20 protein-coding genes are annotated in these 23,099 nt (G+C 43.7%); 10 read left to right on the forward strand and 10 right to left on the reverse strand.

Annotation, left to right across the window (positions count from 1 at the left end; genetic code table 11):
- The first annotated feature begins 99 nt into the window (after nt 1-99).
- Nucleotides 100-2,505 carry a glycoside hydrolase family 127 protein gene (locus BFS30_RS21140; RefSeq protein WP_083252337.1) on the forward strand — a complete coding sequence of 802 codons (2,406 nt, stop codon included), beginning with the start codon at nt 100-102 and terminating at the stop codon, nt 2,503-2,505.
- A gap of 20 nt (nt 2,506-2,525) precedes the next feature.
- On the opposite strand, the gene BFS30_RS27555 is transcribed toward BFS30_RS21140, so the two are convergent.
- Together BFS30_RS27555 and BFS30_RS21150 are read right to left on the reverse strand one after the other, a co-directional pair.
- A complete protein-coding gene (locus tag BFS30_RS27555) occupies nt 2,526-3,227 on the reverse strand; it encodes a DUF4240 domain-containing protein (RefSeq protein ID WP_083252162.1) in 702 nt (233 codons plus the stop codon).
- A gap of 199 nt (nt 3,228-3,426) precedes the next feature.
- Nucleotides 3,427-5,784, reverse strand: coding sequence for a glycoside hydrolase family 127 protein (locus BFS30_RS21150; protein ID WP_069381107.1), 2,358 nt, complete (start codon nt 5,782-5,784; stop codon nt 3,427-3,429).
- A 260-nt stretch (nt 5,785-6,044) separates the two neighbouring features.
- On the opposite strand from BFS30_RS21150, the gene BFS30_RS21155 reads away from it, so the two are divergent.
- From BFS30_RS21155 to BFS30_RS21180, 6 genes are all read left to right on the forward strand, one after another.
- Entirely contained in the window at nt 6,045-6,947 is a 903-nt protein-coding gene (locus tag BFS30_RS21155; RefSeq protein ID WP_069381108.1) for an AraC family transcriptional regulator, read from the forward strand.
- Complete coding sequence (locus tag BFS30_RS21160; RefSeq protein WP_069381109.1) at nt 6,944-8,719, forward strand: DUF885 family protein; 1,776 nt, start codon at nt 6,944-6,946, stop codon at nt 8,717-8,719. Before BFS30_RS21155 ends, BFS30_RS21160 begins: the two co-directional genes overlap by 4 nt.
- 29 nt (nt 8,720-8,748) lie before the next feature.
- Nucleotides 8,749-10,164, forward strand: a complete 1,416-nt coding sequence (locus BFS30_RS21165) for an APC family permease (RefSeq protein WP_069381110.1) — start codon at nt 8,749-8,751, stop codon at nt 10,162-10,164.
- A 173-nt stretch (nt 10,165-10,337) separates the two neighbouring features.
- Nucleotides 10,338-11,882: an alpha-N-arabinofuranosidase gene (locus BFS30_RS21170; RefSeq protein ID WP_069381111.1), complete on the forward strand. Its 1,545-nt coding sequence runs from the start codon at nt 10,338-10,340 to the stop codon at nt 11,880-11,882.
- Between the two features lie 80 nt (nt 11,883-11,962).
- A complete protein-coding gene (locus BFS30_RS21175; protein WP_069381112.1) occupies nt 11,963-12,622 on the forward strand; it encodes a hypothetical protein in 660 nt (219 codons plus the stop codon).
- Between the two features lie 73 nt (nt 12,623-12,695).
- Nucleotides 12,696-14,948 carry an ATP-binding cassette domain-containing protein gene (locus BFS30_RS21180; RefSeq protein WP_069381113.1) on the forward strand — a complete coding sequence of 751 codons (2,253 nt, stop codon included), beginning with the start codon at nt 12,696-12,698 and terminating at the stop codon, nt 14,946-14,948.
- Here the strand turns inward: BFS30_RS21180 and BFS30_RS21185 are convergent.
- From BFS30_RS21185 to BFS30_RS21210, 7 genes are all read right to left on the reverse strand, one after another.
- The gene (locus BFS30_RS21185) at nt 14,938-16,113 is read right to left on the reverse strand and encodes a chromate transporter (RefSeq protein WP_069381114.1); all 1,176 of its coding nucleotides are present in this window, start codon (nt 16,111-16,113) and stop codon (nt 14,938-14,940) included. The two genes, BFS30_RS21180 and BFS30_RS21185, sit on opposite strands and share 11 nt — an antisense overlap.
- A 9-nt stretch (nt 16,114-16,122) precedes the next feature.
- A complete protein-coding gene (locus BFS30_RS21190; RefSeq protein WP_069381115.1) occupies nt 16,123-16,653 on the reverse strand; it encodes a hypothetical protein in 531 nt (176 codons plus the stop codon).
- Between the two features lie 43 nt (nt 16,654-16,696).
- On the reverse strand, nt 16,697-17,554 hold the full coding sequence (locus BFS30_RS21195) for a chromate resistance protein ChrB domain-containing protein (RefSeq protein ID WP_069381116.1): 858 nt from the start codon (nt 17,552-17,554) through the stop codon (nt 16,697-16,699).
- A 130-nt stretch (nt 17,555-17,684) separates the two neighbouring features.
- Complete coding sequence (locus BFS30_RS21200) at nt 17,685-18,116, reverse strand: DUF1810 domain-containing protein (RefSeq protein WP_069381117.1); 432 nt, start codon at nt 18,114-18,116, stop codon at nt 17,685-17,687.
- A gap of 11 nt (nt 18,117-18,127) precedes the next feature.
- Nucleotides 18,128-18,385 (reverse strand): hypothetical protein, encoded by a 258-nt coding sequence (locus tag BFS30_RS21205; RefSeq protein WP_157262993.1) that lies wholly within the window; start codon nt 18,383-18,385, stop codon nt 18,128-18,130.
- Between the two features lie 143 nt (nt 18,386-18,528).
- Entirely contained in the window at nt 18,529-18,678 is a 150-nt protein-coding gene (locus BFS30_RS27830) for a lmo0937 family membrane protein (RefSeq protein ID WP_157262994.1), read from the reverse strand.
- A gap of 50 nt (nt 18,679-18,728) precedes the next feature.
- Complete coding sequence (locus tag BFS30_RS21210) at nt 18,729-19,463, reverse strand: SRPBCC family protein (RefSeq protein ID WP_069381119.1); 735 nt, start codon at nt 19,461-19,463, stop codon at nt 18,729-18,731.
- 138 nt (nt 19,464-19,601) lie between these two features.
- On the opposite strand from BFS30_RS21210, the gene BFS30_RS21215 reads away from it, so the two are divergent.
- From BFS30_RS21215 to BFS30_RS21225, 3 genes are all read left to right on the forward strand, one after another.
- Nucleotides 19,602-20,210, forward strand: coding sequence for a DUF4142 domain-containing protein (locus tag BFS30_RS21215; RefSeq protein ID WP_069381120.1), 609 nt, complete (start codon nt 19,602-19,604; stop codon nt 20,208-20,210).
- 71 nt (nt 20,211-20,281) lie between these two features.
- Entirely contained in the window at nt 20,282-21,223 is a 942-nt protein-coding gene (locus BFS30_RS21220) for a YihY/virulence factor BrkB family protein (RefSeq protein WP_069381121.1), read from the forward strand.
- 32 nt (nt 21,224-21,255) lie between these two features.
- On the forward strand, nt 21,256-22,770 hold the full coding sequence (locus tag BFS30_RS21225) for a PAS domain-containing sensor histidine kinase (protein WP_069381122.1): 1,515 nt from the start codon (nt 21,256-21,258) through the stop codon (nt 22,768-22,770).
- Here the strand turns inward: BFS30_RS21225 and BFS30_RS21230 are convergent, their stop codons facing one another.
- Nucleotides 22,771-23,046 (reverse strand): hypothetical protein, encoded by a 276-nt coding sequence (locus BFS30_RS21230; protein ID WP_069381123.1) that lies wholly within the window; start codon nt 23,044-23,046, stop codon nt 22,771-22,773.
- Between the last annotated feature and the right edge of the window lie 53 nt (nt 23,047-23,099).

Genomic DNA, 23,099 nt, shown 5'->3' on the forward strand with positions numbered 1-23,099 from the left:
ACCTCATCTGGTTAAATTTTAAGCATTGATAAGCCGGCCGGTTCCATATTTTTACAGGTACAACTTACAAGACCTGACCTAACGATGAAACCGACCACAATGAAATCATTATTCCTGATACTGGCTGCCGGAACAGCGGTGCTTCCTGCAAGGGCACAGCAGAAGAAAGACTACCCGATACAGCCGGTTGCATTTACCCATGTTCATGTAAATGATCAGTTCTGGGCACCAAAAATGCAGGTGAATGCCACAATTACCATTCCCTATACTTTGCAGAAGTGTGAGGAAAACGGCCGGATAAACAATTTCCTGATGGCCGCCCATGAAATCGAAGGGCGCCCAACTGAAGGAGGCACACTTTCTCAGTTTACTTTTGATGATACAGATGTCTATAAAGTGATCGAAGGAGCTTCCTATGCGATGCAGGTGAAGAAAGATCCGGCAATGGAACATTATATCGATTCCTTGATTACCATTATCGGTAAAGCGCAGGAGAAGGACGGGTACTTATTTACATTCCGTACTGCAAACGTAAAAAAACCTCATGAATGGATCGGAAATAAAAGATGGGAAAAGGAAGAAGACCTGAGCCATGAATTGTACAATGCCGGTCATTTATATGAATCGGCAGCAGCTTATTATGAGGCGACAGGTAAAAAGACATTACTGAATATTGCCCTCAAAAATGCGGACCTGCTGGTTAAAGTTTTCGGCCCGGGGAAACTACAGATCTATCCCGGCCACCAGATTGTAGAAATTGGCCTGGTTCGTCTTTATCGCATTACCGGTAACCAGAAATACCTGGACCTGGCCAAGTTTTTCCTGGATGTAAGGGGACCGAAGGGCGATCCTTATAATCAGGCAAACGAAAAGGTAATCGACCAACAAACGGCTGTAGGACATGCCGTACGCGCTACTTATATGTATACCGGAATGGCTGATGTGGCTGCATTGACCGGCGACCAGAAATACCTGAATGCCATCGATAAAATATGGGAAGATGTGGTTTATAAAAAATTATACATCACGGGCGGTATAGGTGCTACCGGTAATGGAGAAGCTTTCGGAGCGGCTTATCAGTTGCCAAACATGTCTGCCTATGCAGAAACCTGTGCGGCAATAGCAAACATTTACTGGAACAGCAGGATGTTCCAGTTGCATGGTGATGCGAAATATATGGACGTCCTGGAAAGAACACTGTATAATGGTTTACTTTCGGGGGTATCTTTAAGCGGCGACCGTTTCTTTTACCCGAACCCACTGGCTTCTATGCACCAGCACCAACGCAGTGCCTGGTTTGCCTGCGCCTGCTGCATTTCTAACATGACGCGGTTTTTACCTTCTGTACCGGGCTATGTGTATGCGCAGAACAACAATGATTTATATGTGAATCTGTTTATGAGCAATACCGCTGATGTCAATCTTAAAACCACTAAGGTGAAGCTGACTCAGGCCACTGGTTACCCATGGAACGGAAAGGTAGAGCTGAGCGTTGACCCCGCAAAATCATCCACTTTTGCCCTTCATATCCGCATCCCTGGCTGGGCCGCACAGTCGCCGGTACCTGGTGATCTGTACCGCTACATGGACCCGAATAAGGCTACTTTCAAATTGCTGTTAAACGGTGCACCTGCAACCTATAAAATGATTAAAGGTTATGCGGTAGTAGAACGCAAATGGAAAAAAGGTGATCAGCTGAGCCTGGACCTGCCGATGGAAGTAGAAAAGGTCGTAGCCAATGCGAATGTCAAAGATGATGTGGGCAGGTTTGCTTTTCAGCGCGGGCCAATTGTATACTGCCTGGAGGGACCGGACAATAAAGACGGATTGGTTCAAAACATTATGGTCGACAAAAATGCTCCTGTAACGACCACATTTAACAAAGCCAAACTAAACGAAATTCAGGAGATCTTAGTAGAAGGAACCGGTACCAAAAGACAGCTGAACTCGGATGAACTGATTGAGGTAAAACAAAAAGTAACCGCCATACCATATTATGCCTGGGCTAACCGCGGACCAAGTGATATGACGGTTTGGATTCCTTATGAAGCTTCCTCGGCGCGGCCACAACCTGCACCAACCATTGCATCGCTAAGCAAGGTGAGCGCTTCTTCAGATAATAAACGCCTGCTGGAAGCCATCAGAGACCAATACGAACCGGTAGATTCAAAAGACACCAATTATCCCTACCTCCATTGGTGGCCAAAAAAGAACAGTAAAGAATATGTTCAATATGATTTTGCCGAAGCTCAGACCGTTTCAGAGTCAGAAGTCTATTGGTATGACGATCAACCCTGGGGTGGCTGCCGCATCCCGCTTTCTTATCAGATCCTGTATCTGAAGGAGGGGAAATGGATACCGGTAGAGATTGCCAGCGATTCCGGAATTGCTAAAGACCGGTTTAATGTGATTAAATTCAAACCTGTACATACCACAGCCCTGAAACTGGAGGTCCAGCTGCCAGTAGAACAATCTTCGGGTATTCAGGAATGGAAAGTGAAATAATGAAAAAGGATGGCTGGCATTTATGCCGGCCATCCTTTTTCATTACTATAAGTTTCATAAGAAAGTCTGGTATACAGATTTTCGTCTTCGGTGTTCATCTTTTTATTGTAGGCCTCGTCTGCCAGATATAACAAGGCTTCAAAGTCCATTTCTTCCGGCATCTCGGTCGGATTACTGAGCACATGTTCGTAATATTCTTTTCCATTGGCAACCACACAGCATCGAACGTAAAGGAAATAATCAACGGAAAAATGTTTGCCGTCTTTATAAGAGTCCGGACCGATATTGGAAGCATAAGCAAGACCATCCAGCTGGTATAATTTTTCCGAAAGAATTTCAGCGAATTGCTGGATGTCGGTTACTTCCATGGCAACCAGTTTTTTCAATGCAGGTTTTAATACCGCATCATCATCACCGGTCTTTTTCCAGTTGAAAGCAGCGATAACCTCCCAGAACACATCTTCATCCATCGGGCGGTAGCTCGCTGCGGTTTTTTCGGGAATGGCCTGACCCGCTGCCAATTCTTTGTAACCGCTGCGTTGTTTGTCTAGGATCAGCTTTTCTACTTCTTTGGTACAGCTCGCTTCATCAACAAATTCCTTTGTGTTTTCCCTTGCTTTCGCGCCCACTTTGCCAAAGGTGACGGTATAACTTGTGCCCTTGATTTCAACTGTCCAAAGTTTATTGGATTCCCCCTCCTGATTTAAAAACGTTCTTTTCATTGGTAACTGGCTTTATCCTTTGAGTAAATTCATGCTCCTAAAATAAGATTAATTACCATTTAAAAATACTGGAAGATGCACTTCCCGAACGGATCTTTTTCCGTACTCACCATTCGTTTATGTTTTCTTCGGGTAAGATCAGAATACTGCCATCAATTAAAACATATTGGAAGTGCATGGGTTCCAGGTGCTTCTTAAGCTATCCCTTAACTGCCCGTATCACATAAATGGGCCCTGCGCTGTTTTTTGCTTTGGGAACCAGTTTAACTGTTACTTTACTTTTGCCATTGGTCAATGCAGCAGGGATGGGATAGGAGATCTCATAAAAACGACTTTCTTTATACTTGTTGAGGTCTTCGGTGGCAATCAATGTTCCATCTACAAATACTTCAAAGTTCCTTCCCCGGTTGTCCATTCCCCAATAGGAGGCAATAAGGGTATTGGAGAGTTTTGGATCTGTTTTCATATCGAACTGAAGAAATCCTTCTTCTCCGGCCATACGCCATTTCTTTCCATGTTCCTCACCGCTCGTTGCTTTTTCGGATAGGAAGTTATGATCGCGCTCCGGCTGCATTTCCCCAAACCTGAAAAGATCGGTGGTCCGGTCGTCCAGTTCTTTTTGGAGTCGCTTTTTTTCCTCATACAGCTTTTGCTGTACCAGCCATTGTTCAGGCGTGAAAACATCCCAGTAGACACTATAATGTTGATTTTCTGTTTGATTGAAGGGGATGAGTGTCACATCATGAGGTTTTGCAATGCCTGTGGTTTTGAAGCTGAGCTGCTTTTGATCCACCATTTTTAACCATTCCTTAGGATCCTGCTCGGCACTTACAAATACGGGTACGCCCTGCACCGGATCTGGTTCCGTTAATCCGAGGTCGCCGGCCAATAATACCGGGCCATAAAATACAGCTCTGCGGTTGGGATTGTCGGGCATAGCCTCTGTATACAGTTTTTCAGGTGTGGTATAGACTACCTGATCCTTGTTTTTCCAGGTTCTGCGGATCACATAGTAGCCATTTTCTTCCGTTACATTTGCTGGTTTTCCATTAACCAGGATTGTAGCATCAGCAGACCATTTCGGTTTTCTGATCCGTATGGCAAAGTTAGCAGCCTTGGTTGTGCTGATCCGCAGGCTGGTCTTATCGCCATAAGGCAGGGCAGATTCCTGGGTAACCCGTAAACCTTTTTCCTTCCAGTTCAATACCGAAGGGATAAACAGGTTCACATATAAACTGCCATCTGCACCTTTAAAGTAAATGCTTTCATTGTACTTGACATGGTTTTCCATCCCTGTTCCCACACAGCAGGTAAAGCTGTTGAACTCATCGCTATACTCTTTTTTGCCGCCCATTCGCAAGGGTACAAAATAACACATCATACCGGTATGGTGGTTTTGAGAAGCCAGGATGTGGTTGTATAATCCCTTTTCATAATAATCAAAAAATGTAGAAGAGGGATCAAGTGCAAACAGATGCTGGGTCAGCTTCAGCATGTTATAGGTATTGCAGGTTTCTGTAGTGTTCTCGGTCAGTTTATCGTTCAGCTTATCGGCCTCACTCAGGTATTCATAATTGCTGTTCCCGCCCGTTACATAAGAATGGTGATTGACCACGGTTTTCCAAAAAAAATCTGCAATGGCCAGGTCATTTTTATCGCCCGTAAGCTGGTACCTGCGGGCACTGGCAATGATTTTAGGGATTTGGGTATTGGAATGTTTGCCGGGCAAAATGTCTTTCTGCTCTGCCAGCGGATCCAGAATGCGCTTGTCGTAGAACTTATAGGAAAGATCAAGGTAGGTTTTGTTGCCGGTAATTGCGTAGAGGTTCACCAGGGTTTCGGCCATTCCTCCATACTCACAAATGAGCATTTTCTGATTTTGTTCCTCTGTCAGGTGGTTGATGGTAGCACTGGTCCATTTGGCCAGTTCTTTTGAAACGGTTAAGGCTTTTGAATTGCCAGCATATAAATAGGCATCCAATAAACCGGCCATGATTTTATGTACGGTATACCAGGGCGCCCATCCGCCATTCAGGTCAAAACCACGGGTTTCAATGTCGCCTTTTGCTACTCTTGCCCAAATGTTATCTTCGTTTGGAATGGCGCCGATGTATCCGGTTTTCCTGGCCTGCTGACAAACAACAAGTTCATCTACAATATAATTGATTCTTTTTAACAGCTCCGGATCTTTTGTCGCAGCATACTGAAAGGAAATGGCTGATAAATAATGTCCAAGGCTATGCCCCGCAAGGCCATCCGATTCCCATCCTCCGTATTTTTTCGCTTTCTCCGGTAAACCGGCATTGCTTCTGAATCCGGCCAGTAAACGATCTGATTCTATCTTAAGCAGATAAGCCACATCTGCATTCATCGCAGTTTTAAAAGGGCTTTCCAGCAGCGATACTTCCGAGAGCTGGAAAGCATAAGCTTTGATGGGAATGGTATTCTTAACGGTCATCCTGGTATCGTTTAATCTCGGTACGTAGGATTGGGCATTACCTGATAAAGCATAAAGCAATGCTGCCGTTAGTAGGTTAGTGCAAAGGGTTCTGTTCATATTTTTCGCTTTGGTGTCGATCTTAAAGGAATAAAATTAGGCAATTCAACAGCGGCCGATATTGCATTAATTTGCCGATACCACTAGCATTTTAGCCATTGTGCAAATTAGCTTATTTTATCGCGAATAATAAGCGTTAACTTGACGTATATTAGCATGTGTTGACCGTATTTTAACCTGTTTGCTATTGAATTCTTGACTGGTAGTTAATATCTGTACATTAATGCTCCACAACCTAACCACTAACCAAAAGACCGACCATGAAAGTACTTCCTTTTACTTTGCTTGTACCGGATGATAAAAGTGTAATATCCGAACAGATTGAGTTACCTTATTTCTATCAGTATCTTCACCGTCATGAAGAATGGCAGATCACCTGGGTAGAGCGGGGAGAGGGCACACTGATCGCCGGGAATAACATGCATGCATTTCGTTCCGGCGATCTGTTCTTAATCGGAGCCAACCTGCCTCATTTATTCAAAAGTAACCCCGAGTATTTTGTGGGTGATGAAAGTAAATGCATCAGGGCAAGCTCTGTTTATTTCAACCCTAATGGCAGATTATCAGGTTTGTTCAACATGCCTGAGCTGAAAACTGCAAGCGCTTTTCTGAAGAACAACAAGCACGGATTTAAAATTCCGGAGGCTTATGCTTCGTCATTAGCCGGGCGGATGCAAGAGCTGCATGAAGCCACAGGATCAGCAGTTCTGTTTGCTTTTTTACGACTACTGGAAGTCCTGCAAAGCGTGGAGGAAGCTGGAGAACCACTTTGCCCTGATTTTTATTCTTCCAACCTTTCGGAGCATGAAGGGATGAGGCTCAGCAACATCATCAATTTCATTATGCGCAATTACAACAACCGGATCGACCTGGAAGATGTGGCCAACGCAGCTTACATGACGCCTCAGGCTTTCTGTCGCTATTTTAAAAAGCATACCGGGCATACCTTCATCTCTTTTCTGAATGAAGTACGGATCAATGATGCCTGTAAAAGCCTGGTTTCGGATGAAAAGCCCGACTGTATTTCGGGCGTGGCTTATAAAGCCGGTTTCAATAGCATCGCGAACTTCAACCGGGTGTTTAAGAATTTAATCGGACGCTCTCCAAGGGCCTATATAGATGAATACCATAACGTAAGTCGAATCAACAGCATTGCAGGATGAAAAAACCATACCAACTACTATTTATTATCATGTGCCTATTGCCATCAGCTATTTTTTCACAGGAAAAAGCAGTACCCAGTCTCTATGAGCAAACCAGCGAAATGGGGACGACCATCATTACTTATCAAAGGGACCTGAGGGCCATCCAGGATTTTTATTCGCCTTATGTCATCGAAGGGACTTATCCCGAAGTTGCCCGGGTGTATTATTCGCCGGAACAGCGGAGCCGTTTGCTGGCCATCCAGAAGGAGTACCTGAAAGGAATGGAACAAATGAATTTTGATGCCTTCAGTATATATGGAAAGGTGGATTACCTCCTCTTAAAAAAGGAAATCAAAAAAGAAATCGCTCAGTTGGAAAAGACCGAAAGCAATGAAAAAGCGATCCTTAAATACATTCCTTTTGCAACAGGGATTTATGCGATTGAAAAGGAAAGACGCAGAGGAAAAGCCATGGATTGGCCGGCCGTAGCGGCAAAGCTGAACGCCATCGCTAAGGAAGTCGGCACTTTTAACGCCACATCGATAAATAAAGCGGCATTAAACAAGGCAAACATCAGAAATATCAATGAGGTGATCTATGGTTTGAAAACAAGACTACGTGGGGTATACGAATTTTATAAGGGCTATGATCCTTTATTCGACTGGTGGGTGTCGAAACCTTATGGAAACCTGGTCCAGGCTTTAGATAATTATGCTTCGCTGTTTGCTGAAAAAGGAACGGAAGCACCTGCTCAGAAAGACAGCAATTACGGAATAAAAGGAAACCCAATCGGACAGGCGGAGTTGTTGACGCAATTACAGGCCGAAATGATTCCTTATACTCCTGAGGAACTGGTTAAAATCGCGGAGAAGGAATTTGCATTTTGCGATCAGGAGTTGTTAAAAGCCTCGGCAGAAATGGGTTTCGGGAAAGATTGGAAGAAAGCCCAGGAGAAAGTTAAGGAAAGCTTTGTGGCACCAGGCAAACAACCTGAACTGATTGTGCAGTTACAGGACGATGCACTGGACTTTATCAAAAAGCAGGACCTGATGAACATTCCTGAGCTGGCAAAAGAAACCTGGGGCATGGTCATGATGTCGGCAGAAAGACAACTGGTCAATCCGTTTTTCACGGGAGGCCGGGAGATCAGTATTTCTTATCCGACAACAAGCATGACGGAAGGGGATAAACTGATGAGTATGCGGGGCAATAACCCTTATTTTTCAAGAGGCACGGTACAGCATGAGCTGCTTCCAGGGCATCATCTGCAATATTACATGAACAGTCGCTATAAGAATTACCGGGAACTTTTTACCACGCCATTTGGGATAGAAGGATGGACGCTGTACTGGGAGTTGCTGCTATACGATAAAGGTTTTGCCAAAAGCCCGGAAGAACGGATAGGGATGTTGTTCTGGAGGATGCACCGTTGTGCAAGGATCATTTTCTCTCTGAATTATCATTTGGGCAAATGGACACCGGGGCAATGTGTGGACTTCCTGGTAGATCGTGTAGGGCATGAGCCCGCAAATGCAGAAGGAGAAGTCCGGAGGTCGTTCGAGGGTGGTTATAGTCCGCTGTATCAGGTGGCTTATATGATTGGAGGATTGCAACTGATGGCATTAAAACATGAACTGGTAGATGGGGGTAAAATGAGCTATAATGAGTTTCATACCCGGGTAATGAAGGAGAACCTGATTCCAATGGAAATGCTCCGGGCAACTTTAACAGGACAATCTTTAAAAAGGGATTTTACCTCTCAATGGAAATTTTACAACTTCAATAAGTAAGCAGCAATCAGCTAACAAAGCAAAAATTCATGAAAGAGGAACCAACAGAATTTAAGTCTTCACTCCGGTTAATCGATGCAACGATGCTTGTTGCAGGGAGTATGATCGGATCGGGAATATTTATTGTCAGCGCGGATATCACCAGAAATGTAGGCAGCTCGGGATGGCTGCTGGTGGTCTGGCTGATTACCGGATTTATGACGCTGACTGCCGCTTTGAGTTATGGGGAACTCAGCTCGATGTACCCGAAAGCAGGGGGGCAGTATGTGTATTTAAAAGAGGCATACAATCCACTGGTCAGTTTCCTGTACGGCTGGAGTTTTTTTACAGTCATCCAAACGGCAACGATCGCCGCGGTGGGAGTGGCCTTTGCCAAGTTTACGGCTTATCTGCTGCCTCAGTTTGGGGAAGACCGGATCGTGGCTGACCTTGGCTTTCTGCAGGTCTCTTCTGCACAGCTGCTGGCCATTGTGGTGATTGTGATTTTAACCTATGTAAACAGCAGAGGGGTAAATACAGGCAAATCGATACAAACTTTCTTTACCCTGGCCAAGCTGCTGAGTCTTTTTGGCCTGATCGTATTCGGTTTGTTTTTCATGCAGAATGACATCTGGCAGCAGAACTGGAAAGATGCCTGGGAGCTGAAACCGCTGGGGGGGTCAACAGGCATAGGTTCATATACCACCATGGCCGCTTTCGGTGCAATTGCGGCAGCCATGGTGGGCTCTATTTTTAGTAGCGACTCCTGGCATAATGTAACCTTTGTGGCGGGCGAAATCAGAAACCCGAAGCGGAATGTAGGATTGAGCCTTGCCCTGGGCACAATCATGGTAATGGTCCTCTATATTTTAACCAATATCATGTATACAGGGGTACTGTCTCTTCATGACATCGGACATGCGGATAAAGACCGGGTCGCGGTTTCCGCTGCTCAGGTGATATTCGGGGCCTCGGGAACAGTAATCATCGCATTGATGATCATGGTCTCTACTTTTGGCTGCAATAACGGACTGATCATGGCGGGGGCAAGGGTGTACTACTCGATGGCGAAAGACGGTCTTTTCTTCAAAAAAGTAGGTACGCTGAACAAGAATGCGGTACCTGCTTTTGGGCTTTGGATCCAATGCCTGGTTGCTGCACTATGGTGCCTTAGTGGCAAATATGGGGACCTGCTGGATATGATTTCTTTTGTGGTGGTGATGTTTTACATGCTGACAATAGGAGGGATTTTTATCCTCCGGAAAAAACGCCCTGATATAGAACGCCCTTATAAAGCATTCGGATATCCTGTTTTGCCATTGATCTATATCATAATGGGCCTGGCATTTTGCCTGTTATTGATCATCTATAAACCTCGCTTCACCTGGCCAGGTCTGATCATCACTTTGATCGGTATTCCGGTTTACTATGTGATCGGTAAACTTAAAAGTAACCAAAGCACTTAGTTTTATTTCCTGAAACTTCCTGCTATACCAGGGGTATTTATGAAAATAAATACCCCTCAGATCGTTATTAATCGTCAAATTGACATTTATTTATTAATCGTCTATTTGACGATTAATAAATATTATATACATTCGGTAAATAACCAACCAGTTAGATTATACCAAATATAACGATGTTCAAAAAAAATCTATTTCATAAGCTGGGTCTTTCCCTGCTTATTCTGGGTAGTAGCCAGTCGCTGCTGGCACAGCAAACTACAGTAACCTTAGGGGCAGACCAGCCTGCAGGACAAATTAGTAAACACATTTACGGACACTTTGCCGAGCACCTTGGCCGCTGTATTTATGATGGATTTTACGTAGGGGAAAACTCGAAAATTCCAAATACTGCAGGGGTAAGAAATGACATTGTTGCCGCTTTAAAAAACCTCAGCATTCCAAACCTGAGGTGGCCCGGTGGCTGTTTCGCCGACAGGTACCATTGGAAAGACGGGATCGGACCTAAAGACCAGCGCCCATCAATTGTAAACACGATGTGGGGCGGGGTAACGGAAGACAATAGTTTTGGAACCCACGACTTTCTGAATATGTGTAAGCTGCTGGGCACGGAGCCTTACCTGGCTGGAAATACCGGAAGTGGTACTGTTCAGGAGCTGGCAGATTGGGTGCAGTATGTGAATTTTGAAGGCCGCAGTCCGATGTCTGACCTGCGCGTTAAAAACGGACAGGAAAAACCATGGAACGTAAAGTTCTGGGGCGTAGGAAATGAAGCCTGGGGTTGTGGAGGAAGTATGACCCCGGAATATTATGTGGGCGAATACCGTAAGTATGCAACCTTTATGGAAGGACGCAACTTATATAAAATAGCCTCAGGTGCCAATGGTGATGATTATCATTGGACGGAGACTTTAATGAAAGGAATTCCGCTGAATCTGATGGACGGTATTGCTTTACACCATTACTCGGTCCCGAACTGGGATAAAAAAGGTCCTGCAACGGGATTTACCGAGCAGCAATATTTCGATACCATGAAAAGTGCCTTGCGTATGGAGGAGCTGATTACCAAACATACCGCCATCATGGATAAATACGATCCCAAAAAGAAAATCAGTCTTGTGGTTGACGAATGGGGCGGATGGTATGACGTGGAAAAAGGAATAAACCCGGGATTCTTATACCAGCAGAATACCATGCGTGATGCGATGATTGCAGGCACTACCTTAAACACTTTCAATAACCATAGTGACCGTGTTAAAATAGCAAACCTGGCACAGTGTGTTAACGTTTTACAGGCCGTAATCCTGACCAGCGGAGAAAAAATGCTGCTTTCTCCAACTTACCACGTAATGGAAATGTATAAAGTACATCAGGATGCAACGCTGATTCCGGTATCGGTTAAAACAGGGGATTACGTTTTTGGCAATGAAAAACTACCTTCAGTTTCTGTATCGGCATCAAAAGATGCTGCCGGACTAACACATATTTCTGTGGTCAACATCAATAAAAATAAAGCGGAAGAAATACAAATTGACATTACCGGAAAAACCTATAAATCTGTTTCGGGACGTATCCTGACCGCGGCAAAAGTCGATGACCACAATACATTTGAAAACCCGGAAGCCATTAAGCCGGCGGTTTATAAAACGGCTGTGTTGAAAGATGGGAAACTGAACCTTAAACTTCCCGCATTTTCAGTAGTAGTTCTGGAATTGAAGTAAGGAACAAAGTTATTTCTACTGGTAAACAGGTATTGATTTTATATCCTGATAGAAATAACTTTGTTTAAAAAATCAGCCTTATGAATATCCCTAAATCCTTAAGCACCCTGCTAAGGGCGAAAGTAAACTGGCTTGTGCTTGCAGGCCTGCTGTCCGCGATAGCAGTTCATGCCCAATCTTTTACCGTTGAGCAAAAAGCCAAATTCAGCAAAGAGGAAACGATGAAACTGGTGACTGCCGGGAAATCCAGCATCAAAGGCCAGGCTTTTGCCAGAGATAATTCCAATGGTCTGAAAGGCATCGCCATTCTCAACATTAATAAAAAGCAATTTGCACCTCCTGGTACCGTTGTGATGCTCCTTCCTTTTACCGATTATTTCAAAGAATGGATGGAGGTAAGCAAAAAATACGGCAAACAAGGGAAGGTGGTAGAGTTGCCTAAAGAAGCGCGCGAATGTATCCGCGTAACTCAGGTAACCGATAAAGAAGGCCATTTTGAATTTACCAACCTGATGCCGGGACAATACCTTTTGTACTCTAGCTTTGGATACGAGCATACCCAGCATGCCACTGAGGTAGTGGGCCGTAGAGATCGTTATGTGAACAACACCTATCAGGGTTCCTCGGATATTGAAAGACACTTTAGCTATGGGGTAAATGCCAGTGCTTATGTCGATAAAATCGTGACCATCAAAGCGGATGGGGACGTAGAACAGATCAAATTGAAGAAAACCCTGTAAGCCCTGACATACGGTTGTCACAAGCGGAACTATTTTTGTAGCGTGTATCCACGTAACCAATCTGAAATCCCGTATGAGAACCATAAAAATATCCGGTGCCCGTCAGAATAACCTGAAAAATATTTCATTAGAGATACCCAAGAACCTGATCACTGTATTTACCGGCGTTTCAGGTTCCGGAAAATCATCACTTGTTTTTGAAACCATAGGAGCCGAAGCACAGCGCCAGATCAACGAAACGCAAAATAGCTTTACACGAAACCGTCTGAATCATATCGGTATTGCCGACGTTGATAAAATCCAGCATTTAAACGTACCTGTAATTATCAATCAAAAACGACTGGGAGGTAATGCCAGATCCACTGTTGGAACTGCTACAGATATCCTTGCTTCGCTACGACTGTTGTTCTCAAGAATGGGAACACCTTTTGTCGGATATTCCAATGTTTTTTCCTTCAATAATCCGCAGGGAATGTGTCCGGTCTGCGAAGGCCTGGGGTATACCAGTAAGATCGATACCGACCAGCTGTTGGACCTGGAAAAGTCCTTGAATGAAGGTGCCATTTTGTTTCCGACATTTCAACCGGGGGGATATAGGTGGTTAAGATACACACGTTCAGGATACTTTGACGCGGATAAAAAACTTAAAGATTTCTCTAAGAAAGAATGGGACCTGCTGCTCAATGCCGAGGAACACAAACCCGCACATCCGGATAGATCATGGGGAAAAACAATGCTGTATATTGGTCTGCTAAAACGAATAGAGAACGATTTCTTAAAGAAGGAATCCAAAGAGTATCATAAGAGAAAAAAAGACTTACAAAAGATCATTGTATCCGGGACTTGCCCGAAGTGCGAGGGTAAAAGGCTAAATGAAAAAGTACTTTCATGTAAGATTAAAGGAAAAGATATCGCCGAATGTACTGCGCTTTCCATTGAAGAACTGCTGGAATTTGTCAGGTCGCTTTCCTCCAGAACGGCCGAAACCATATTAAATGAACTGGAAAAAAAGCTTGAAAATGTAATTACTATAGGGCTTCAATACCTTACCCTGAATAGGGCAACAAATTCTTTGTCAGGAGGAGAATCACAACGGATCAAAATGGTCAGACATCTGGGGAATAGTCTGGAAGATCTGCTGTACATCTTCGATGAACCCAGCATTGGCCTTCATGCAAAAGATCTGGATAATATTTCCCAGATCATAAAGCAGATAAAAGAGAAGGGAAATACTGTTCTTATCGTAGAGCACGATCCGGATATCATCCGTATTGCCGACCACATTGTGGATATGGGCCCATTTTCTGGAGTTCATGGCGGCGAGATCGTTTATCAGGGAACTTTTGCAAATCTAAACACATCAGCGGGTAAAACCGGCAAATATTTCTCCTCCCAGCGTACTTATAAAATGAATCCCCGTATAGGAGTCGGTTCAATAAATATTAAGTCGGCGCGTATGTTTAATTTGAAAGATATTTCAGTTGAAATTCCCAAATGTGTACTGTCTGTTATTACCGGGGTCGCAGGATCAGGCAAGAGTACGCTGATCAGTAAAGTTTTGCCAGTTCAGTTTCCTGAAGTTAAAATTATTGATCAGTCTCCCATAGCAGGGCATTCAAGATCCACACTGCTGACTTATCTCGGGATTTCTGATCAGATAAGAAAGCTATTTGCAGATGCCAATAAGGTGAGCAATCAACTTTTCAGCAGCAATAGTAAGGGGGCATGTCCGAATTGCAAAGGACTGGGCATCGAAAAGATCGACCTGGCGTTTATGGATGATATCGAGCTGCCATGTGAAGTCTGTAATGGAACGGGATTTAACCCGGATGTATTGAAATATAAAATCAAGCACAAAAACATTGCTGAGGTGTTGAATTTAACGGTAGAGGAAGCGGAAACCTTTTTTAAGGGTCATGATTTCGTATCGTATTTTGACCTGCTGTCAGAACTTGGTTTAAGTTATTTGAAATTAGGGCAACGCCTTAATTCCTTTTCAGGAGGGGAGATGCAACGGCTGAAATTAAGCAGGGAATTAAAAGGTGAGCAGAATATACTCGTGCTGGATGAACCCAGTACCGGATTACATCCCTCGGATACGGAAAGACTGATGCGTATTTTAAATAGGTTGGTCGACGAAGGTAATACACTTCTGGTTATTGAACACAACCTTGATATCATCTCGCAAGCCGACTGGATTATTGATATTGGACCAGGTGCGGGCAAGTATGGCGGACAGCTGGTTTTTGAGGGAACGGTAAGTCAGCTGCTGGAAGATAAAACCTCCGAAACGGCCAGATATCTGAGAAAACACCTTACCTGCTAAGTACTATTCCAATTATAGCCGATGCGAGTATGAGATGCGGTTCTTTTATTTTTTTTAGGTAAATCAAAGCCAGCATACTGAATATCGCGATTAGGGCGGTAGGAATATCTACAATTGCGCGTGTAGCGATAATGATTACTGCACCAACCAATGCACCAATTACTACTGCTGTAATTCCGTCTACAAATGCCTTGATACTGGTGTTTTTTGCGATCTTTTTAAAGCCGGGTGCCAACGCTATGGTAAAAATGTAACAGGGTAAAAAAGTCGCTAAAGCGGCAACGCAGGCTCCGGGGAAACCAGCAACCAAATAACCAATAAACGCCACCGTGATGACAACCGGTCCCGGTGTGATCATCGCTACAGCCACAGCATCCAAAAATTCCTGTTCTGTCAGCCATCCGAATCCCTGAACTACTCCGCTATGTAAAAAGGGAACAATAGCCAGACCGCTGCCAAACACGAATGCACCCGCCTTTAGGAAGAACCAACCGATTTCCTGCAAGTTCTTTCCGTCATCATGCCAAAATCCAATACCCAATAAAATTACTGATGGTACAGCTGCAGTACACCTGATCCATTTCGGTGGGGATTTGACTACCATGTAAATCAGACCACATCCAATAAACAACAAAATATCTTCCTTTTCAGTGATGACCGTAACCACAACCCCAAGTGCATAAAAAATCCAAAGGAGCCATTTGGATTTGATTGCTCCAATATCAAGGCTACTCACCGATTTAATGGTCAGCTTGTAGGCACTGATGGCGATGATGCCAATGACGGAGGCGCTTACTCCATAAAACACAGCTTGCATCCCCGGTAAGCCACTATATAGTTTATATCCGATGCCCAATAACAGGACCATAACAAAAGAGGGGAGTACAAAAGCAAGTCCGGCTAAAGTAGCGCCGATTAGTCCATAATGGACAAAGCCTACATAGATACCAAGTTGGGCAGCTAATGGCCCTGGTGCCAGTTGTGACAGGGCAAGTCCTTCTTTATATTCTTCTTCAGTAATCCATTTCCTGTTTTCTACCAGGTCACGGTGCATATAGCCGACAAGGGCAACCGGACCTCCAAAACCCCAGGTGCCTAATTTTAAAAAGTAGGTAGCCAAATCACTTCTTGAATAGGCCGGTTTAATGATCAGTTCTTTTTTCATACAGGTCAATTAAAATGAAATGCCAAACTGGAAACCAATACCAAAAGAAGATGGAAGTTCGTTTCCAAAGCGGGCAGGTAAAGGAACCGCAATGAAATAGCTGCTGCCCTTATTTTTCTTAATTACTTTGTTCAATACGGGAGTGAGGCCATACCTGCCGGATGTTTCAAAGGCCGCGCGACCTGCAAAAGTAAAACCACCACCAAGGGCGACAAGAATCCCGGGATGAAATAAGACGTTGTTTACTTTGCTGCTCTTACCGGTGGCTTTTACAAAAGGTACAATTTCAGTGCTGAAACCGATTGTTGCACTCTTCCATATGTTGATCCCTATCGGCATTCCAACCACGTAGCTGTCTTTAAAATTTGTATGGGCTCCGTCGGAACTAAAAGTAACAATGGGATGGACAATCCCAACATAGCCGGCTATTTTGGGATAGGTCTGCGCAGATGCCTGCAGACCATAATTATTAATGAAAATCAAAAAGATCAGACCGCCAAAAAAGGGACTGAATCGGGTTTTATAGACTGTAGATCGCATAGCACAAGGCTACGGACCTTATAGAAAATAAAATAGAATGGTTTTAACTATTGGGATGTATTTTACCTTTTAAAGCATTCTTTCTGTAGGCTGAAGGAGTTAAACCTGTTTCCTGTTTAAAAATGCGGGCAAAGTGGCTTTGGTCTGAAAAACCTGTTAGGTAGGCAATTTCAGAAAAGGAATAATCAGAAGTATCCATGAACACAATGGCTTTATCTATCCTGAGTTTTCGGATATATTCCCCAAATGAGAGGTTATCAAAATATTTAGAAAACTCTCTGGAAACATAGGCTGGGTTTACCTTTAATTCCTGGGAGACCCCGGTTAAGCTGAGGGCAAGATTTGTATCAATCTGATCTTGTATAATCGTTTTTAATTCTGTCGCCCAGGCAGGTATTTTTCCAGTCTTTCCTTTTTTAAGGTACTTCTGATAAACATCAACTAAAAGCTGTTCAACCGGACTTTCTGTATGTTTTACATCCTGAAGGTGTTTTGCCCAGGTATATAGCGCATCGTAGATCACTGTCCCGGCTTGGAGCAATTCTAAGTCATCTTTGATGTTATAAGACATGCCAGCTGCAATTGCCCATAAACCAGCAGCCTGATTTGACAGGTGGTGCTGATCCGTATCGGCTGCCCTTACAATCGGGGCCATTGCATGAAGTGCGGGATCGTTTAGCTGATACTTTTTGATAAGGGCATCAAAAGTGCATTGATCCTGTTGATGTGTCAATTCAACGCCAGGGACATCAAAAGGAATGGCGTTTAATGCTGCGGCTTTTTCTATAACCTGATCAAATGGAACGTAAAAAAAATGAGCATCGCTATCAATAAAGTTCCTGATTAACCACGGACAAGCTATGCGATCTATTTTCGGTCTTTCGCGGGTAATCCAATTCACTGTCGTATCATTTAAATTTCAAACTTAAGCGTAATCTAGTTTTTTGAAATCAACTATGCAAAAAATCGTTAGGCCATAAGTCTGACGGTCACAACAGCAGTTGTTCTCCGGTTAAAAGCTCAAGCTATTTTTAAACGTTTTGTAACTTCAGTATTTTTAAGGTGATGTGGTCTTTTAAGCCATTATAGAATTTTTGCAGGACCTTTTCAAAAACCGGATCTGTATCGGGTACGGCTGAGAATAAGGTCATGCTGGATTTTAACTTCAGGTCGTCCGGACTGCCAAATATCTGGTGTGCATCGCTGGTTTGTAATTCCAGCAGCGTATTACACATTAAAATCAGCCTCGGACCTAATACCCGATGAGCGAGGTATTCGGTTGCTTCGCTTAAATCCTCGATAGCATAATGCCTGGAGGTTTCTGTAAAGCCCAGCCCCTGGATTTGAGGAAAAATATACCACATCCAATGACCCTGTTTCCTGCCGGCCTGCAGTTCAGCCAATGCGGTCTGGTAGACCGCCTTTTGTGCGGTAATAAATCGTTCCAGTTGGTGCGCTTCCATAGTTGAGACCGTTAAAAATCATCATCGTCATCGGTGTTTAAGCTCAGGTCGTCCTCTGTATCGTGATTCAGATCATACTCATCATCCTCCAGGTCTTCTCTGGAAGGAAAGTCGTCGTCATCCTCCTCTTCTTCCTCTTCCGGATCTACAGGCGGGCCATCCTGATAAAAGGTTGGATCCATTTCATCAGTTTCTCCGGTAATGGCCGGATCGATAAGAACGGTCTGCTCATCATGTCCCTCTGTTTGTGGTTGCTGGTAATTATTCATAACAGTTTTTTTAAGTTCTATTAAAACAATCATTGTCCCGAAAAGTTCTGCTACTCGATTAAATTCTAATCTGTTGCCTGTTTGCATAGGAACAGCAGGAGCTGGAACATTTAAATCCGGCCCCTGTGCAGGGCCGGATTTACTTAGGCTCTTCGTACGAGACCAAGTACAACGGCTATGATAGCAATCACGACCAGGGCGTGGATGATTCCGCCTGTATAAAAACCGCCAAAGAAACTAATGGCCCAAATGATAACTAAAATAACTGCGACGGTATAAAGCAAATTTCCCATGATGTTTGTTTTTATAGGTTAAGATATATAGGTGTATAAATAATTCCGTGTTACAAAGCCAGTCCTGCGTAGCGTTTGAAATCGGTTTCTTCTGCATAGCTTTTGAAGCGTTGGATATCCTCCCGGATCATACGCTCGAATATGCCGTTAAACAAAGAAGTAATTCCTCTGCCCACGCTGCCTGCCGGCGGGAAATAATCAATTTCTACGTGAAGTTCAGTGCCGGTACCGTTTAGGGTTTCCCGGAATTCCACCTTACCCGCATTGTCGATCATGGATCCTTCCAGAGATTGCCAGCCCAGGTATTCACCTACCTCTTCACGGGTAATCCCGGCATTCCAGTTCAGGTCTATCAATCCACCCGGTGTATTGGCTTTCCAAAGCGAAACCTCATCGCTGAGCTCATCTACACTCTTCAAATGCTTCATAAACTTAGGCAGGTTCGAAAGCTCCCTCCAGAACGCGTAAACTTTATCTCTTGGCGCATTGACCACAATGTCTTCTGTAATGTTGATCGCCTGAGGATCTGTAGTATCTTTATCCAGTTGCTTGTATAAAGGGCATACTCCGGTTGCTCCGCGGTAGAGCATCAGCCCGCCTGCGGCTGCACCTTGAAGTCCCAGGAAAGGATGTTTGCCCATTTTTTTCAGACTCTTATACAATAGCCAGCCCCCAGCAAGCAGGGAAACGATTCTTTCGCCCTTGTCGATGTTCTCTTTTCCGGTAGTGGCCAGCCCGAATGTCGTCAGGCGTTCCATAATTTGATTGTTGAGTTCATTTTTCATAGTGATGTTTTGACTGATGAACAATGTGGATGGGCTTTAGTTTTTACGATCTTAAAAAAAAATCCTAAAGCAACAGTTCTTGTTCTTTCCAAAACAACTGCGTTTTCCAGTTGTTAACCAATCACAATCTATACAACTATGAAAACTATAAACATTTCAAAATTTAGCGCAGCCCTGTTGATCTTTGCAGGCTTTGCCGCTTGTCAGAATACCGATAAAAGTGCGAACGCGCAACAGGACAGTGCAACGGTCGGAAGCGATTCCTTGCGAATGAATGACAGTTTAAAGGCCTCTAATAACGTGACGCACGAAAGTGACGTAGATGATGACGGAGCAGCCTTTATGGACACTGCGGCCCTCGGTGGAATGATGGAAGTTGACCTCGGAAAACTTGCCCTTGAAAAATCCCGTAATGAGCAGGTCAGGAAATTTGCCAGTCAAATGGTCGCAGATCATACCAAAGCCAACTCAGATCTTAAAACAGTGGCAGCAAAATTGAAACACCTGTTACCACTTGAGTACCCTGCAGAGGTAAAGACGCATATGGATGCGATGAAAAACCTTAAGGGAAAGGATTTTGATACTCATTATATGGGCATGATGGTGACCGACCATGGTAAAACACTAGACCTCTTCAGGTCCGTCAGCGGTCTGGATTCTGAAATAAAAGACTTTGCTGCACGCACTTTACCAGTTTTGGAAAAACATAACCAGATGGCTAAGGAGATAAACGCTTCCCTGAAGTAATTAGCTTTTTCATTTTGATCACTTTTGATAACCGTTTAAATTATCGGGTATGGATATAAAATAAATGATGCATGGAACGGGACCGAATTACTTTTAAAGGCACATGGAATGTCGTGAAAGCAACCTTTACCGGATTTGACGATCATAAGGTGACTAAACTGAGTGGCTCACTTGCTTACTATACGGTTTTTTCCATGGCACCCTTGCTGGTGGTGGTGATCTCCTTATGTGGTATATTCCTGGGCCAGGAAGCCGCTCAGGGGAAAATTTATGATCAGCTGGCTGGGTTTATGGGTAAAGAAACGGCCTTACAACTTCAGGAAATTGTTTCAAAAGCAGCCATCGGTGATAAGGGCGTGGTTGCTTTTGTCATAGGGATTGTAACCCTTCTTATTGGGGCGACGACCGTATTTGCCGACATACAGGATTCCATTAATACCATCTGGGGGCTCAAACCGAAGCCAAAACGGGGCTGGTTGAAATTCCTGCAAAACAGGTTTATCTCTTTTTCAGTGATCATTAGTCTGGGCTTCATTTTGTTGGTTTCGTTAGCCATTACAGCTTTGCTCGATGGTTTGAGCAATCGCCTTCAGGCCAGATTTTCTGAAGTTTCGGTAGTCATATTTTATATATTAAATCAGTTGCTTACGCTACTGGTGATCTCGCTCATTTTTGCTGTGATCTTTAAAGTGTTACCAGATGCGATCATCAAATGGCGGGATGTGCTATTGGGCGCTGTGGTTACCGCCCTTTTATTTATGCTGGGCAAATTTGGTATTTCCATTTATATCGGAGAAAGTGATGTAGGCAGCACCTACGGAGCTGCAGGGTCACTGGTTATTTTATTATTGTGGACTTATTATTCCTCAATCATTTTATATTTGGGTGCGGAATTTACAAAAGCTTATGCTATTGCCTATGGCTCAGAGATTCGCCCTTCAACTTACGCGGTAACTACTAAGGAGATTGAAGTGGAAACAGGCCATAATTCCATTCAGGAGAATGCCTCCTGAGCAAGATTTACTAAACCGACTCAATAATAACTATGAATAGTGTTAACGAATTGAAAGATAGTGTCCTGCAAAAGGAAGAACTCATTGCAGCGATGCAGCTCGTGGAAGAAAGAACTGCAACCTTAAAGGCAATTATCGATGGTTCGGATGATGCGATTATCAGTAAAAATCTTCAGGGGATAGTGACCAGCTGGAACCCCTCGGCTGAGCGAATCTTCGGCTACAGCGCAGCGGAAATGATAGGGGAGCCCATATTGAAACTGATTCCGGCCGACAGGGTGGATGAAGAGTCTGATATTTTAAATAGAATGAGGGCGGGTGAACGCGTGAATCATTTTGAAACCAAAAGGCTCACGAAAAACGGCGATCTTATTGATGTGTCACTGACCATTTCTCCAGTTAAAAATGCTACCGGGCAGATTATTGGAATCTCTAAAATCGCGAGGAATATTACCTTCCTTAAACAGGCGGAAGAAAAAAGTGCCATACTCAATGCCATTATAGAGTCAACTGATGACGCGATCATTAGTAAAGACCTTAATAGCATCATTACCAGTTGGAATATTTCTGCGGAAAGGATATTTGGTTATACAGCAGAAGAAATGATTGGCCAGTCTATATTAAAGCTTATTCCTACAGACCGTCATCAGGAGGAAACAATGATCCTCAGTCAACTGAAAAAAGGGGAGCGGGTAGATCATTTTGAAACCAAAAGAATGACTAAACATGGAGTGTTGATTGACGTTTCCCTAACGATCTCTCCGGTAAAAGATAAAGCCGGAAACATCATCGGTCTGTCTAAGATTGCCAGGGATATTACCGATAGAAAGCTGGATGAACAGCACAAGAACGATTTTGTAGCCATTGTTAGCCATGAGCTAAAAACGCCGTTGACTTCTATCAGATCCTATATTCAACTGGCACTGACCAAAGTCAAAAAACAACAGGATGGATTTACTGAGGATGTTTTGACCAGAGCAAATGCACAGACGCAGAAGATGGGTATGATGATTAACGATTTTTTAAATCTTTCCCGGTTAGAGGAAGGTAAAATGTCTTTAAATACCTCCCGATTCCTATTGTCTGATTTGGTTAATGAGGTGATTGGGGAAGCACGTCTTTTCGCTCCAAGTCATGTTATTGCCTGTCAGCGCTGCCCTGAAGCGACGATTCAGGGAGACCGGGAAAAGCTCGGCCAGGTGATGAACAATCTCCTGAGTAATGCTGTTAAATATTCTAACCCAGGTACAGCGATAAATATTTACTGCGATAGAGAAAAGGAAAAAGTGAAGATCAGTTTTGCTGATCAGGGTATGGGAATTTCAACTGAAGATCAGCAGCATTTGTTTGAACGGTTTTATCGGGTTGCAGACGGACATGCGAAAAATGTTTCCGGCTTCGGGATTGGCTTATACCTTGTCGCAGAAATTCTGAAATTGCATGGCAGCGAAATCAGGGTGCACAGTGAGCCTGGTAAAGGATCGGTATTCTCTTTTGAATTGCCATTTGAACCCGTTGCTTTTAGCGCAGTGGATGCATCCGTTTAGTTAATTTTGCTCCTGGTCTGATTCCATGTATTTTTTTATCTCTGATTCAATCTTTGCACAGGAAACCAAAAAAGGCTTATTGGTGATTTCTACAGCGACTAAATCTCCTTCAATAGCATAGTTACCACGAAAGGTAAAACCCATCGTAGAAAAGGAGAATTCGCCATTATTTTCATCTCCCTGGAAAAGACCATGTTGATTTGCAATAGCGGTTTCCAGGTTCCTGATCATTTCGGTCTTAGACCTGGTATAATCAATTGTGAATTTACATGCCATGGTAGATGAATCTATTTATTAATAGAACACCTGGCTCAGTCATTTGTTTAGGA

Origin of the sequence: Pedobacter steynii (genome assembly GCF_001721645.1) — a bacterium.
GTDB lineage: Bacteria > Bacteroidota > Bacteroidia > Sphingobacteriales > Sphingobacteriaceae > Pedobacter > Pedobacter steynii_A.